At 32.4% G+C, this 14958-nt stretch carries 17 protein-coding genes; 6 read left to right on the top strand and 11 right to left on the bottom strand.

The features are described from left to right. The first annotated feature begins 12 nt into the window (after positions 1-12). The gene (locus GM3709_RS07410) at positions 13-1386 is read left to right on the top strand and encodes an MFS transporter (protein ID WP_197671889.1); all 1374 of its coding nucleotides are present in this window, start codon (positions 13-15) and stop codon (positions 1384-1386) included. 169 nt (positions 1387-1555) lie between these two features. On the opposite strand, the gene GM3709_RS07405 is transcribed toward GM3709_RS07410, so the two are convergent. Beyond that, a complete protein-coding gene (locus tag GM3709_RS07405; RefSeq protein ID WP_066117912.1) occupies positions 1556-2425 on the bottom strand; it encodes a lipid kinase in 870 nt (289 codons plus the stop codon). A 591-nt stretch (positions 2426-3016) separates the two neighbouring features. Here GM3709_RS07405 and GM3709_RS07400 point away from each other — a divergent pair. Continuing rightward, positions 3017-3238, top strand: coding sequence for a DUF4327 family protein (locus tag GM3709_RS07400; protein WP_066117910.1), 222 nt, complete (start codon positions 3017-3019; stop codon positions 3236-3238). Between the two features lie 144 nt (positions 3239-3382). Here the strand turns inward: GM3709_RS07400 and GM3709_RS07395 are convergent, their stop codons facing one another. From GM3709_RS07395 to GM3709_RS07385, 3 genes are all read right to left on the bottom strand, one after another. After that, positions 3383-4327 carry a LysR family transcriptional regulator gene (locus GM3709_RS07395; protein WP_066117907.1) on the bottom strand — a complete coding sequence of 315 codons (945 nt, stop codon included), beginning with the start codon at positions 4325-4327 and terminating at the stop codon, positions 3383-3385. A 190-nt stretch (positions 4328-4517) separates the two neighbouring features. Further along, the gene (locus tag GM3709_RS07390; protein ID WP_231937634.1) at positions 4518-5138 is read right to left on the bottom strand and encodes a hypothetical protein; all 621 of its coding nucleotides are present in this window, start codon (positions 5136-5138) and stop codon (positions 4518-4520) included. A gap of 187 nt (positions 5139-5325) precedes the next feature. Then, a complete protein-coding gene (locus GM3709_RS07385; RefSeq protein WP_066117902.1) occupies positions 5326-5901 on the bottom strand; it encodes a Crp/Fnr family transcriptional regulator in 576 nt (191 codons plus the stop codon). A 267-nt stretch (positions 5902-6168) separates the two neighbouring features. Between GM3709_RS07385 and GM3709_RS07380 the strand changes: the two genes are divergently transcribed. Together GM3709_RS07380 and GM3709_RS07375 are read left to right on the top strand one after the other, a co-directional pair. After that, positions 6169-6861, top strand: a complete 693-nt coding sequence (locus tag GM3709_RS07380) for a cadmium resistance transporter (RefSeq protein WP_066117900.1) — start codon at positions 6169-6171, stop codon at positions 6859-6861. A 159-nt stretch (positions 6862-7020) separates the two neighbouring features. Then, positions 7021-7437 (top strand): YidH family protein, encoded by a 417-nt coding sequence (locus GM3709_RS07375; protein WP_066117897.1) that lies wholly within the window; start codon positions 7021-7023, stop codon positions 7435-7437. A 73-nt stretch (positions 7438-7510) separates the two neighbouring features. Here GM3709_RS07375 and hmpF read toward each other — a convergent pair whose 3' ends face one another. Further along, entirely contained in the window at positions 7511-9106 is a 1596-nt protein-coding gene (gene hmpF / locus GM3709_RS07370; RefSeq protein ID WP_066117895.1) for a pilus motility taxis protein HmpF, read from the bottom strand. A 493-nt stretch (positions 9107-9599) separates the two neighbouring features. Here hmpF and GM3709_RS07365 point away from each other — a divergent pair, with 493 nt between their 5' ends. After that, positions 9600-10409 carry an ABC transporter ATP-binding protein gene (locus GM3709_RS07365; protein ID WP_396229698.1) on the top strand — a complete coding sequence of 270 codons (810 nt, stop codon included), beginning with the start codon at positions 9600-9602 and terminating at the stop codon, positions 10407-10409. 37 nt (positions 10410-10446) lie between these two features. Here the strand turns inward: GM3709_RS07365 and ribE are convergent, their stop codons facing one another. From ribE to GM3709_RS07340, 5 genes are all read right to left on the bottom strand, one after another. Then, positions 10447-11145 (bottom strand): riboflavin synthase, encoded by a 699-nt coding sequence (gene ribE, locus GM3709_RS07360; RefSeq protein WP_066117894.1) that lies wholly within the window; start codon positions 11143-11145, stop codon positions 10447-10449. A 32-nt stretch (positions 11146-11177) separates the two neighbouring features. After that, positions 11178-11753 (bottom strand): rhomboid family intramembrane serine protease, encoded by a 576-nt coding sequence (locus GM3709_RS07355; RefSeq protein ID WP_066117893.1) that lies wholly within the window; start codon positions 11751-11753, stop codon positions 11178-11180. Positions 11754-11767: 14 nt separating this feature from the next. Beyond that, on the bottom strand, positions 11768-12226 hold the full coding sequence (locus GM3709_RS07350; RefSeq protein WP_066117892.1) for a GNAT family N-acetyltransferase: 459 nt from the start codon (positions 12224-12226) through the stop codon (positions 11768-11770). Positions 12227-12303: 77 nt separating this feature from the next. Then, positions 12304-12666 (bottom strand): DUF760 domain-containing protein, encoded by a 363-nt coding sequence (locus tag GM3709_RS07345; protein WP_066117891.1) that lies wholly within the window; start codon positions 12664-12666, stop codon positions 12304-12306. Positions 12667-12793: 127 nt separating this feature from the next. Continuing rightward, entirely contained in the window at positions 12794-13105 is a 312-nt protein-coding gene (locus GM3709_RS07340; RefSeq protein ID WP_066117889.1) for a DUF1825 family protein, read from the bottom strand. Positions 13106-13226: 121 nt separating this feature from the next. On the opposite strand from GM3709_RS07340, the gene GM3709_RS07335 reads away from it, so the two are divergent. Then, positions 13227-13619: an NINE protein gene (locus GM3709_RS07335; RefSeq protein WP_066121804.1), complete on the top strand. Its 393-nt coding sequence runs from the start codon at positions 13227-13229 to the stop codon at positions 13617-13619. Between the two features lie 115 nt (positions 13620-13734). Here GM3709_RS07335 and hemF read toward each other — a convergent pair whose 3' ends face one another. Continuing rightward, entirely contained in the window at positions 13735-14763 is a 1029-nt protein-coding gene (gene hemF / locus GM3709_RS07330) for an oxygen-dependent coproporphyrinogen oxidase (RefSeq protein WP_066117887.1), read from the bottom strand. Between the last annotated feature and the right edge of the window lie 195 nt (positions 14764-14958).

Here is a 14958-nt window from a genome sequence, read left to right as displayed (position 1 = left end):
TGTAACAATGGAATCGTCTTCATCATCGTGAATTTTCTGAAAACCTTTCAAAGTTTGGAAAAAAGCAAATTAATCAATCTATTAATCTTATTTTTCTGTGCATTATTTTTCTGGACAAGCATAACCTGTTTATTACCCACTTTACCAGCTTATATTCAAGACATTGGCGCTACGGCAAAACAAGTGGGTTATGTGATGGGGTGTTTTGCTATTGGTTTATTATTATCAAGAGTTTGGTTGGGAAAATTAGCAGATGAGGGATTAAGTCAGTTAATCAGAGGTGTAAATATAAATTCGGCAATCATCAATTTTTCTGTTCGCTTTTTTCGTCGATTTATCGGTAAATTAGTTGATTATCCTAGTCGAAAAGTCGTGATAATTATTGGTACTTTAGTGGCAACTTTCGCACCCATTGGCTATTTTCTCTTAAATTCTTTACCTGAGTTGATGGTAATTCGTGCTTTTCATGGGGTTAGTATTGCGGCTTTTACTACTGGTTATAGTGCTTTAGTGGTAGATTTGTCTCCACAAAAACAACGAGGGGAATTAATCGGTTATATGAGTTTAGCTGTACCGATTGGTATGGCTTTTGGCCCTGCTGTGGGAGGTTTCTTACAAGAATATACTAACTACGGAATACTATTTTCTGTGTCTGCTAGTTGTGGTGTTTTAGCTTTTATTTTAGCTACTCAAATTCGAGAGTTTGATTTTTCTCAAAACCATAAAAGAGATTCTATTCGTCTTAAACGAGATAAACAAAAAGATAGAACTTTTAAACAAATAATATCAAATGCTTCTTTTCTAGTACCTAGTCTTATTCTTTTACTTATTGGTTCTTTATTCGGTACATTAGTAACATTTTTACCTCTTTATTTACGATATATTGGTCTTGATTTCAATGTGGGTTATTTTTATACAGTAGCCGCGATCGCATCTTTTGTAGTTCGGTTTATTTCAGGACAAGCATCCGATCGATATGGTAGGGGAATTTTTATTAGTATCAGTATAGTGTGCTATATCTTTTCCATGAGTTTACTGACATTTGCCCATAATAGCAATATTTTACTATTATCTGCTTTATTGGAAGGAACTGGAGCAGGAATGTTAGTGCCAATTATTTTAGCTTTAATTTCCGATAGGTGCAGTGCCACAGAAAGAGGAAAAGTTTTTGCAATTTGTGTCAGTGGTTTTGATGTGGGAGTTGCATTAGGTGGGCCAGTATTAGGTAGTTTATTATTAGACTTAGGTTATCGATTTTTATTTGCGGTAACTGCCATTTTCGCAATAATAGCTTTAATCGTTTTTATGGGTTTTTCTAACAAAGATATACCTAATTCATGGCGTTTTGCCTTAGGTTATGTAGAAGATTTATATGCCGTTAAGTAATTAGAGATTCGGAGTTAGGAATTGGAAATTAGAAATTAGGAAAATCTACTTTTATCATCATTTTTTCCTTAATTCTTGTAAGAACATGATAGAAATATTAATGTAAAAACTAATATCGAAATCCTTGTTCAATACCACATTTCATCAAGAAATTTTTTATCTACTGAATTTATAACACAAAAACCTTTAAGGCATGGGGAATAACTTTAAATTTAGCTGGAGTGATAGTAGTTATTTCACCGTCAGTATTAATATTATAAGAGTCGTGAGTATAAACTTCGATCAATTTGCCTTCAATACTTCTTACCCAGTTTAACTGATGATGTTCTCCTTTAGGTAAATGCCAAATTAAAGGAAAAATCTGCCACCAGTGTTCTAATTCGATACTATATAAATCAAGTCTTTGATCGTCAATAGCTGCATCGTTGGCGATCGCCATACCACCACCGTAATATCTACCATTACCGATCGCAATTTGAATAGTTTTAATGGGAAAACATTGACCATCAACCTTAATAGTAGCCCGAAAAGGACGAGTAGAGCCAATAACTTGTAACGCAGTGATGCCGTAGGCTAAAATTCCCCATCGACGTTTTACCCCTCTCGACAGTTTTTCCGTAATATCGACACTTAACCCCATACTAGCAACATTAAAAAAATATTTACCATTAACCCATCCTAAATCGATGGACTTAGTTTTTCCTTTTCCGATAACATCACAAGCCTCTTTCATGGTTAGAGGTAGATTTAGAGTACGGGCTAAATCATTTGCAGTGCCTAATGGTAAGATACCTAATGGTAAATTAGTCTCAACTAAACTATCTACTACAGCATTAAGAGTACCATCGCCTCCTCCTACAATTACGAAATCTATCTGATTCTGATATTCTCTCACCACCATCCCTAATTCATCGGGATGTTTAACTGGTTTAATAATCAATTCCATATCATGGGCATAAAAATATTCTACGGCTAACGGTAAAGACTTTTCTCCTTTTCGAGAATGACGGTTAATTAACAATAATGCTCTTTTACTCATGACTGTTAGATTTTTCCAATTAGATTTTCTTAATTTTACACATAATTTAGGAGTTGCTGAAAAAGTGCTTTAGCGGTACTTAAACTAAAAATATTAAACTATAAGTCTCAAATCCTTATAAATCAAAAATTTTACATCGATGCCAAAGGCACGCAGAGCGCACGATAACTTTTCCTTTTATACCAAGAGTTTCAGCCGTTTTTATGGCGTTTACCTAAATCCCTTACTCTGACTGTATTTGAAGCTATTTTTGCACCAAAATTTTTCAAAGTACCGTTAGTAAGAATATAAGTTTAAGAAAATATTAAGATTATTTATTTTTTTCAACAAATATCTTTTCATGAGAGATAATAAAAATCAGACTTAAGTTTCAATATCATTTTATTCTCATTTTTAATTATTAGAATTTAGTTTTAAGATCGATCGCCACTGCAACCTCAATTATAAAATTTTTAAAATCTATCAAATCTTGTTGAAAAAGTTAGTTATATTATCAATATTTTAATTATTTCCTTACATTATTCGTTCAAAAATTGATCGTTTTTCCAAAAAAAAACTGTAATTATTATCTACTTTACCCCAAAAATTCTTATGAATATACAATTAAATTATTCCATAAATTCTCTTAAACAAAAAGTACGTCAGTTAGTAAAAAAAGGATTATTAAGTCGCCAACAACCAATTTATACTATTTGTAATTTTATTCCTGCTAGAGAATGGCATAAAATAGAAATCGAATTAGAGTTGAATGGTTACTTACTCAGAGATCATCTTATTGATTTAATGCAACCAGAAAAATGGGATAATAATTAAGATTAACTATAACGATCGTAAATGATTCCGTACGTGATTTAATGGAAACTCAGAAAAAATATAGTGACTTACATGATGTTAAGATTTGGAGAAAAGCATAAATTAAATAAAAGATGAGTAATATTCACCTTAAAAAATCTCTGTTCAAGATAAAATTTTTTCAAAAACTTGTGAAATTCGTGTTTGAAAACGCTCACTATGTTTAATTTTTAAAAATGGTCTAATCATATCCAATTCTAAGTTTTTTTTCTTTTGTTCAGTTATTGATAACCCTCGATCGTCTATAATTTTAACAGCTTTTAAAGTACCTAATTCAATCTCTTTTTTAACCATTAATTCTGATATTCCCGCCGCACATTGAGTATCTTCTAAAATTGCTTTAATCATCTCCCCTGTATTTAAAATTAAGGTGGTTTTTAATATTTTCGGGTTAATTCCCCACTTAATTAAAGCTTCTTCTAACCTTTGCTGTGTACCTGATCCCGATTCTCTCATAATCCAATCCGTATTTTTTAATTCAGTCAATTTTATTTTTTCTTGTTTAAACCAAGGATGTTGTCTGCCCACAATAACTAATAGTCGATCGCTACCAATTTCTTCTTGGTGTAAAATATCATTAAAACTGGATTTTACTTCTCCTTCAATTAAGCCTAAATCAAATTTTCCCGCTTCAGTTCCTAAACAAATTTCTTCACTATTTGCTAGAGTACAATTAATACTAATTTGAGGATAATTGCGCTGAAAATGACTAATTTTTTCGGGCAACCAATAATTACCAATAGTTAAACTAGAACCAATTTTTAACTCTCCTCTTTGTAAATTATTTAATTCTTTTAATGCTCTTTCCGTTAATGCTACTTGATCTAAAATTTTAAGTGCTTCTAATTTTAATAATTCTCCAGCTTCCGTAATTTCAATATGTCGCCCTAAACGATGAAATAACTTGACACCATATTCTGTTTCTAAATTTTGAATAGCCGCACTAACGGCAGGTTGAGTAATATATAAAGTATCAGCGGCACGGGTAAAGTGTAAATGTTCAGCAACGGCAAGGAATACCCGCAATTGATCCAACGTCATTTGTGCCATATTTTAAACATAAAATTTAAGATTAAAAAAGAGGGATAAACCCTCGACAAAAGTTCATCGTCAGAGCTTAGTCCTCAAAAAGTATTATTTATTGCATTATTAAAGAATTAGAAATCTTTCGCAAAGGTGCAAAGACACAAAGAAAAGTTTTTTAATTATTCTGTAATTGTGCAAGAGGAAAAAGCTATGATTAATCAATAGGTGCATTAGCTACTTGTGCATCAATTTCTGTTTGAGTCACATTAGGAATTGACAAGGTTGTATCAGTGGCATCAACGACTTCAATTAAGGCAGAAGGAGCATCTAGTAATAATTCTCCCGTGTCAGGATTAGTACTGATGGTTAAATTTGTACCGTCAAGAATTCTAACTGCCGATGGTTGACCATCAGGAAGTTCTAAAGATGCGACATTAACATCGTTAGGAATATAAACGGCTTCACAGTCCCAATTATCATCAGTTTCCTGCCCATCACCTAAGTAAAATAGAGTATTAGGAGTTGCTTTTTTTTGATTACGTGCGTAAATGGCAAGATTTTTTCCCGTTTCATTACGGCAAATTCCCCAATCTTCAGAGGTTTCTAAAACATATTTTTGAAATTCTAATTCGCTAATAGCCTGTTTTAATTCTTCTGGAGTATATTCTGTTTGTTGAGGATCTGATTTTAGAGTCAATAAAGCATTCAAATTCTCTACCACAATGGGATAATCTGGACTTTTTTCGGCGATTCTATCGGCTAAAACTGGAGATGCAATTAAAAAAGTTGCAATGCACAACAAACTTACTAGCCAAACTTTTAATTTTTTCATCATTTTCTCCTAATCTATAAGGTTATTTACAAGAAATCAAAGAATGTATTTTTCTGATTTTCTATGTACTATAATTTTACGTTATTTTATTTTTAGAAGTAATTAGTTTTTTCTATTTATAAAATAATTTTAGTTTATTTTAGTCTAAAAAGCAATTAAATAGCAATTGTAATTGTTTCTTAATATTTTTTCAAATGTCTTTTAAGATAATTGTATGTTTATTGGGTCGATCGATCAGACCTTTTTGTTGAAATAATGTTAATAACCTAGTAACAGTAACTCTAGTTGTACCAATAGTTTCTGCTATTTCTTGATGAGTTAATCGGACATCAATTAAAATACCATTTTTCCTCTGTTGACCAAACTTATTACCTAACCATCTCAGTAGTTGCACTAAGGCTTCATTCACAGGACGATAATGTTTTATAGCCATTAATTCTTGTAATTCTTGAGCTTGATTGATTAAGCCTTGATTAATTTCTGTTTGTTGATGTAAAGATAAGTAACTAACTTTGACATCAGTGATACATTGTATTCTGAAAGAATTAACTTTAGAAACCAAAGGGGAAATTATATCTCCTTCTCCCCATAATCCAAAAACAACCACTGTGCCATCATCAAGCCAACGGAAAGTCCGAACAATTCCCGATTGAATTTGCCAAAAACCATCTTTGCGTAGAGGTAATAATGAACGTTTTTGGTATATAGCTTGGTGTTGTTTCAATGTTGTTAAAGAAAATGCGTCTCGTAATATCATTGCCGTCATATATTTACACCTTTTTTTATTGATGACTTTCATTTTTGCACATTTTATTTTAAAATGTATTTACTTTCATCTTTAATATTTTTGGGATTGTATCATTTTGGGTATTGTTTTTACCAAAAAATAACTTGAAATGTTCAATCTACATTATTTAATTATCATTTTTATTTATGGGTTGAACAAAAAAAACCGTTTGATTTTTATGGATTATCCCTTCTACAGTGAAGAAAAGAAGAATTAAACTTATTGATCTTCAATGAAGGAATAACTATGACAGATTTTATTACCGCTATTATTAAAGCGATCGCCACTTTTACTGTTACGAATCTTGATGACATTATGATTTTGACCTTATTTTTTGCTCAAGTAAATGTATTATTTCGTCGTCGGCAAATTATTATGGGTCAATATTTAGGGTTTATCTTGTTAGTTTTAGCTAGTTTACCGGGATTTTTTGGGACTTTTTTCCTTCCAACTCATTTCCTCAAAAGTTTAGGAGTTATCCCAGTGATTTTAGGAATAATTTATCTTTATAACATGGGACAATCAGATTCTGATAAAACAGAAAATTTGTCGATAAATCATGATAATTCTAACTGGTTAACTCGTTTTCTTTCTCCTCAAGTTTATGGGGTAGCGGCAGTAACGATCGCCAATGGGAGTGATAATATTAGTGTTTATCTACCTTTATTCGCTAGTACTACTGTTCAAGATTTATTGATTACGGTAATAACTTTTTTCGTATTAGTAGCAGTATGGTGTTTAATTGCTTATAAATTAACGAATATAAATGCCATTTCTGATCTTTTAACGAGTTATGGAAATAGCCTCGTACCTTGTGTTTTAATTGGTTTAGGAGTTTATATTGTTCAAGAAAATCTCTGGTTATCATCGTTAGCCTTAATAGTTAGTTATTTATGGGCTATCAATCTCGAACAAAATCGACTTTCAGAAGAAGACTAAACTCAAAGATAGACAAAAATGACTTATAAAAAACTTTGTCTTGATTTACGCATTTGCTCCCTTGATACCACAATTTAGGGCTAAAATAGTCCTTTTTACGTCTTTGCGAGAAATTTTCTTCTAATTCTTTAGATGAACTAAATACAATATATAAATATCATGTTGTTTACCAAGCCGACAAAAGAAACCTCAGCTACTGCAAAAAAATTAAACCCCTCTCGCACCAGAGATCATTTAGCAAACGAACGAACTTACTTAGCTTGGATGCGCACTTCTGTAGGATTAATGGGCTTTGGGGTGGTAATCTTGCGTCTTCGTGCTTTTCATCCTCCCGAATTACCCCGCCCCGGTATTGGTTGGAAAATGGGTTTAGTTTTTTCTGTGGTGGGCTTACTTACAGTTTTACTCTCTACAATGCAATATTTTATTGTCCGTCGTGATATTGAAGAAGATACATATGAACCACCAGATCGATGGGTAATTCTATTTAGTTTGGCGATCACTCTTTTAGGTACAGGAATTATTTATATTGTTTTTACAACTTCTCCTGACCCTAATGATATATTAGTAATGTAATAAATACCAACTACAAATATCAAAGAGAATTAAATAGGATTTCCGATTCTAAAGTAATTACAAACAAGTCCATTTAAAACATCGATCGCAATTCATCTATAACATGGGTAAATTTTTGGTTAAATTGTTCCAACCCTTGCATACTATTACGAATATTGTTTAATTGTTCTTGAATGGGATGTAAACCCTGCTCTAAAAACTTCATTTGAGATTCAATTTGAGCTACTTCTTTATACAATTGCAAATATCCTTCTTCCTCTTGTTGAAATTGATTAAATTGTTCGTCATACTGTTGTTTTTGTACGGAAACACTTTGTTCAATTTGAGTAGTACTTTGTCTTAAAACATTGACTTCTTGAGCAAGTTTATCCCTATTATGTTGAATTAAACTCCGTTGAGTTTCAATTTCTCCTAACATTGGTCTAAGATTAACCGTTTCGGCAAAGTCCACGTCCATTACTCCTTTACGACGACTCAAAATTTTGAAATGTTCATTAAGCATTTTTTGTTGTTTCTTTAAAGTTCTTCTTTGTCCTACTAAAGTCTCATTTAACAACTTCATTGCTTCTTGTGCGTCAGCTAATTCTGTTTCTAAAGAAAATTTATCAACGTCTGTAGCTTGATCCAGTTTGCTTTGAACTTCTTTTACTTCATTGGCTTGTAAAGTCAATTCTTCTTCTTGTAAGTTGACAAAATTAACCAGTTTTGCTGTCTCTTGTTGTATCTTGTTCACTATTTCTTCTAAATTTCCTAAAGGCATACTTTCTAAGCCTTGAAAATCTATATCCATATCATCGACATCATCAGCCAAGAAAGAAACTTCCTGGTCTAATCTAGCGATCGCATCTAAATATGTATTGAGTTGTCGTAAAGAGGTTTCTTTTTCCCTTAACAAACTTTGATCTGATTGTAAACCAATGATCGCTTTTTGTAAGTTATTTTGTAAAGACTGTACCTCTTGGCGGCGTTGTTCAATATTTTGTTTTTTCTGTGTTAATTCTACTTGTTTTTGTTCTAAAGAACTTTTTATTGAGTTCACACTTTGCCAATAATCATCCAACAACTTCTGTTGATTATCAACACTAAAAGAAATCTGTTGTAGATTATTTCTCCCTAAAGAAGCATCACCAACATCTCCTAAAATAGAATTTAATTTACTTTGCATTTCTACTTTTACAGCCTGATTTTGAGCAATTAAGCGTTGTTGTTCTCTTAATTGTTCCCATGCTCCACTCAAATTTTCTTTTTCTTTTTCTAACTGAGCGAATTCATCTTGTTGCTGTTGTAATAGCTGTTGTACTTGATCTAACTCTGCTTGTCTTCTCGCTATTTCCTCTCCTTGTATTTTTAAGGAAGTTTTCCATTCTTCAATTTCTGTTTCTTGCTCTTTGGATTTTTCTAGAGTGCGAGAAAGATGACGGAGATAGTTAACAACACGATTTCCTGCCAATTCAGGAGAACCCTGTATTTGTTTATTATTATCTACATTGAGAATATAAAGAGTTCCTTTCCCCGTTTGATCTGCAATGGTATCACTAATGACAATTTCTTCTCCTGCCACTGCATTCCACGTTTGATCCGTTCCTTGAGAAGCCAATAGTTTTAGCTCTGTTTTAAAGCCACCAACGAATCCTCTATTTTGACTTTTTACTTCTGCCAGATATAACACAAATCTTGATCCCTTTATGGTTAATCTTTAAACAATAGTTACCTTAATCTTGACAATTACCCTGACTAAAAGTCTATAAGGTATTCTTTCCGATCTTTTTTTAGGTTACTTAATCAATATATCTCAGGTTTTCAACCTTACGATCGTAACACTAGGGGAAAAAAGGAAAAAAACTGTTATGAGGTGCATCACCCCTAACAATGAGGTTAAGTCATGTAAGACAAAACTCGATAAGAAATTCTTGTCTTTCAAGATTTTAGTCGCAACTATTAACCTGTAATTATAATAGCATATTTTCATGATGGCTCAATATATTAACTTTGAGCTCAAATAATAACAAAGTTTTTCAAGATAAAATTTTATTTTCGTGAATTTCTATGGCACAATGAAAACCAATAAAAAAAATTAATACCGATCCTAATTTTAGCGATCGATTATTTTATTAGCTAAATATTTATTTTTTATGATTTACGATAATTTTATAGTATAAATTATGACTTCTCTTAGTATAGAACCGATGGAGCAACAAAATCGATCGAGATTATCTGACTCTATTCTCATGGCTAACAATCTATCCAAGAGTTTTGGAGGCTTAAAAGCGGTGAACAATGCCAGTATAGAAGTAAAATATAACAGTATAACGGGCTTAATAGGTCCGAATGGTGCAGGAAAAAGTACCCTATTCAATTTATTATCTAATTTTTTAAAAGCTGACACAGGAAAAGTTTTATTTGACGGCAAACCGATTGAAAACTTAAATCCTCATCAAATAGCTAGACAGGGTTTTATTCGCACATTCCAAGTAGCTAGAGTATTATCCCGTTTAACCGTGTTAGAAAATATGTTGCTTGGCAGACAAAATCAAACAGGTGAAAATTTATTATCCGTAATAGTGAATCAGGGTAAAATCCGCCAAGAGGAAAAAGAAAATCGAGCTAAAGCTATGAACATATTAGAATCCGTAGGATTAGCAGAAAAAGCCTATGATTATGCCGGTGCATTATCAGGAGGACAACGAAAACTCTTAGAAATGGCAAGAACTTTAATGACGAATCCTAAATTAATTTTACTGGATGAGCCGGCCGCAGGAGTTAATCCGACACTTATTAATCAAATTTGCGAACATATCGTCAATTGGAATCAACAGGGAATTTCTTTTCTCATCATTGAACATAATATGGATATGATCATGTCTCTTTGTAGTCATGTTTGGGTACTTGCAGAAGGAACTAATTTAGCTGATGGTACTCCTGATAAAATACAAAGTGATGAAAGGGTTTTAGAGGCTTATTTAGGGGGATAAATTTAATATTAATTTGACTCAATCAAAATCTTACAACTTAGATAAAATTGCTATACCCATTTTCTAACAAAAAATCTAAGGTTATATTTTCTTGAGGGGACTTTTTATCAAGACGATGACTAATTAATCTGTCCACATATTTTCCTAATATGTCACTTTCTAAGTTAACTTCATCTCCTGATTTTAGTAAGGATAGATTTGTTTGTGCGTAGGTATGAGGGATAACAGCTACTTTAAACCATTTTCCGTCTCGCTCGCATTCCGCAATAGTTAAACTAATACCATTAACCGCAATACTAGCCTTAGAAACAATGTAAGGTGAAATATAACTATTCCATTGATTTTCAAGGTGTGAAGGGGCAAAAAAAGTCATTTCCCACGCTTTTTGACTATTTACGGATTCTAATAAACAACCAATACCATCCACATGACCACTAACAAAATGTCCTCCTATTTTACTACCTACCCGCAAAGAAGTTTCGAGGTTGACTTTTCTATTTTTTTTAGTACTTTCACTTAAAGTAGTACGTTGTAAGGTTTCAGGAGATGCCGTAGCTACAAAACCTCCAGAAACAATTTTTTCCACGGTTAAACAAATACCATCAACAGCAACACTATCACCGATAGCTAAATCTGTACAAATTGAATCTTGAGCATTTTTATCGATGTCAATGGCGAATAAATCATTCCCCAAAGCCTTGATATTACCAATTCCCTGTATTAATCCTGTAAACACAAATTAGTAAATAATTAAATTTATTATTTTATTTATTTTCCCGAAATCTCTTTAGCGGCGAAGATTCCACCGATAAAACCGAATAAATGCCCCAACCATGAGACATGAGGATTAGAAGGCAATACCCCCCAAATCATGCCACCATAGAGAAACACAACTATTAAGGATAGCGCGATCGAGGGAGTATTTTTTTGAAAATAACCTCTCAGTAACAAAAAACCTAAATACCCAAAAATTACACCACTAGCACCAACAGTAATAGAATTGGGATTAGCAAATAACCATACACCTAAACCACTTACAACGATCGAATATAAAGTTACTGTATAAAAATCTTTGGTGTTTTGCAACATCACCAACCATCCTAATACAGCAAAAGGAAGAGTATTAGCAATAAGATGAGTAAAATCTGCATGAAGAAAGGGTGCTAGAATTATACCTCTTAAACCGACTACTGTTCTGGGAATTATACCAAAATAATCGAGACGGGCATTGAAAAAATATTGATCAACAATTTCTACAATCCAAAGAATAGCGATAAAAGTACCAATAATTGAAAACTGGTTTTTTAACTCTTCGGTGAATGCTTTAAAACTACTTTCACTCATTAATCTTGTCCTGATTAAGTTACTTTCTCCATTTTATATCGATCGAAAGAAACATCTCCATATTTCACTGTCTCCATTCCCACAATACTAAAACCACAACGGGAAAAAACAGGTTCAGAAAAAAAACTTGCCTCTGTGTAGAATCTTAAAATTCCTTGGGTTATGCCTTTTTCTACCACATAAGTTAATAATTGAGTACCATAACCTTGACGAGTAAAATCCGGATGAATATAAAATGAGGTAATGTGTCCATCAGATTTTAAACCACAAAAACCGATTATTTTCCCTTTTTCTTCTAGTAAATAAGTATTAGCATTAAAAATAAAATTATAAAACTTAGGAATATTATCAGGGGAAGATGACCAAGCTATAACTTGATCTGGAGAATATAAACTAGGAGCTAATTTTTGGACAGTATCACGATAGATTATTCTTAAAATCTCAAAATCAGTTTCTACAGCTAAACGAAACATTCACAATAAAAATAAATCAAAAAATTAGACTTCCTTAAAGAATAATTTGAGCAAGGGTGTTATTAAAATTTTCCATTTTAACTTTCCTCATGATAAGAAGAATCTGGGTATTCGTGGTAATTATCGCCAGCGGATAAAGCCTTTTCAAAATCCATTCTTTGTTCTGCGTTTCTCAAGAAATAACCACTCATCATGGCAGAAGCTAATAAACGTCCCAAATTTTCTCTATTAGTACTAACCATCACTCCAAAATGTTCCGAAGGTAAATTACCCAACATCCCCATAATATTACGTTCCATTACTTGAAACACCTCCTGAGATTGAGGTTTAGAAAGTTGATTAATAGTATCTGGACTTAAAGATTGCAGATATTCTAAAAAATTATTATCCCCTTCAGACTGATTAAAAAACTTATTATTTTGGTTGGATCTGTAATTCACTGTTTTTCTCCTTATATTGTCAATATCAGCACTAAAAAATAATTAATCGAATAATTACAATGTATCAATTTGATTGGTTAATGTGGTTGAGTAAAACCGAACTTATAAATTAGTTTTCTCCCTAATTCTAAATGTCTTGTTTCATTCTCTCTAAGGTTAAGTGCATTTGTTGAAACATTTGTTCGGGGGTTGTACCAAATTGATTTAATTGGGTTTTTAGCTGTTCGATCGTCATTCTAGCCATAAAATCTTCTGACAGTTCAAATCTTTTCATAAAAATACGATAACGTTCCATCATATTTTCCATTTTATCGATAAAGATTTTTTTACCTTCTCGATCGAACTTACCAAATTCACTACCTAATTTTGTTAATGATTGATAATCTTCAAATAACTGTTTAGCTTCTTGTTGTACGACTTCTGAATCAAAAAATCCCATTTCTACCTCTTTACCACAGTATATATATTATATAAAATAAAACTTTTAAATTTAACCTAACATAATTATAAAATCGTCAAGATTGTCTTTTAAATACGGATTTCCGTAAACTCGAAATATGATGGCATCTAAAATTACTGACTTGTTGAATCAACCAAAAAAAAAGACATTGGCAATTATTTTGGCTTTAATTGGTAGTTTCACTCCTTTAGTTGGCTTACACAAATTTTATCTAGGACAACCCCTATGGGGAGTAATTTATTTTTTGCTTAGTTGGCAAAGTCCGATAGCTCGTATTGCTTGTGCGATCGATGTTGTATTGTATTTAACCCAAAACTTTGATTTATTGAATCTAGGATTTAACTCCATAACAGAAACAACACCCCAAATAACAGGGAATCCCCAACAGGTAACAGAAATTGCTACAGCTATCAGGGAATTAGAAAAATTGCGTCAAGAGGGTTTAATTTCTGAGTATGAATTTGAACAAAAACGTCGTCAATTATTGAGCTGAAAAGTATTTAAGTAAAATGGTAAAGATAGGCAAAAGGCAAAAAATAAGAGTTTTATCAATTTTTACTCATATTAAATTATGCAACTTTTATGGGTTTGAGTTTATACCTAATTTCTCATTTTTCGTTAATTTTTGCCCATTCTTGGGGTTGTAAGAAATACTCTGTCAATTTTGCTTCTGGGCTTCCCTCTGATGGAGTATAACCATATTCCCAACGAGTAAGAGGTGGTAAAGACATTAAAATAGACTCTGTACGTCCATTCGTTTGCAATCCAAAAATAGTACCTCGATCGTACACTAAATTAAATTCTACATAACGTCCTCGGCGATATAATTGAAACTGTCGTTCTCTGTCTCCATATTCTATGTTATTACGACGTTCGACAATAGGAATATAAGAAGGTAAAAAGGCATCACCACAACTTTGAGCAAAATTAAATAAATCTTCCCACGAATGAGACACACGACCCACTTTTTCGCTATACTGATGAGCTAAACCAGTATGATCTGAACCGCCATAAAGGATACCTCGATCGTCTAAATAATCAAAGAAAATACCACCAATACCTCTAGCTTCCTGACGATGTTTTAAGTAAAAATATTCATCACACCAACGTTTAAAAGTAGGGTAATATTCAGGATTATGCTTGTCACAGGCTTGTTTTAAAGTTTGATGAAAATGAATTGCATCTTCTTCAAAACCATAGTAAGGAGTTAAATCTGCACCACCGCCAAACCACCATACAGAACCTGCTTCAAAGTAACGATAATTGAGGTGTACAGTAGGTACATAGGGATTTTTAGGGTGTAATACCATAGATGTACCCGTAGCGTAAAAACCATGACCTGCGGCCTCGGGACGTTGTACTAAAATGGAAGGTGGTAAAGTATCTCCCCAAACTTCAGAAAAGTTAACACCTCCTTGTTCAAAAACGTCACCATCACGAATTACTCTTGTGCGTCCTCCCCCACCTTCTTCTCTTTGCCAATTGTCTTCATGAAATTTAGCTTTTCCATCTACTGCTTCTAAGCCTTGACAAATTTTATCCTGTAATGTTTTAACAAATTCTCTGGCTTTTTTTCTGGAATTACTAGGGAGTAAATTGTTTTGGATTCCTATTTTTTCTTGAGTTAATACCGTCATCAATTTATTTTAATAGTGATTTTGTTAAGGTTTATATAAATTACTCTATAGCGATTAATCGTTTATTGCCAAGATAACTTATTAAAACTTTACAATATTAGTAAAAATACAATTTGAAGAATTCTCTTATCAAAAAAAATAAATGAATTTCATTAGTTTTATCAGCAATGAGCAAAGTTATTTAATAAACAAAAG

It is taken from the genome of Geminocystis sp. NIES-3709 (assembly GCF_001548115.1).
Classification (GTDB): domain Bacteria; phylum Cyanobacteriota; class Cyanobacteriia; order Cyanobacteriales; family Cyanobacteriaceae; genus Geminocystis.
The sequence above is the reverse complement of the archived record's forward strand: the minus strand, read 5'-3'. Positions and strand labels throughout refer to the sequence as shown.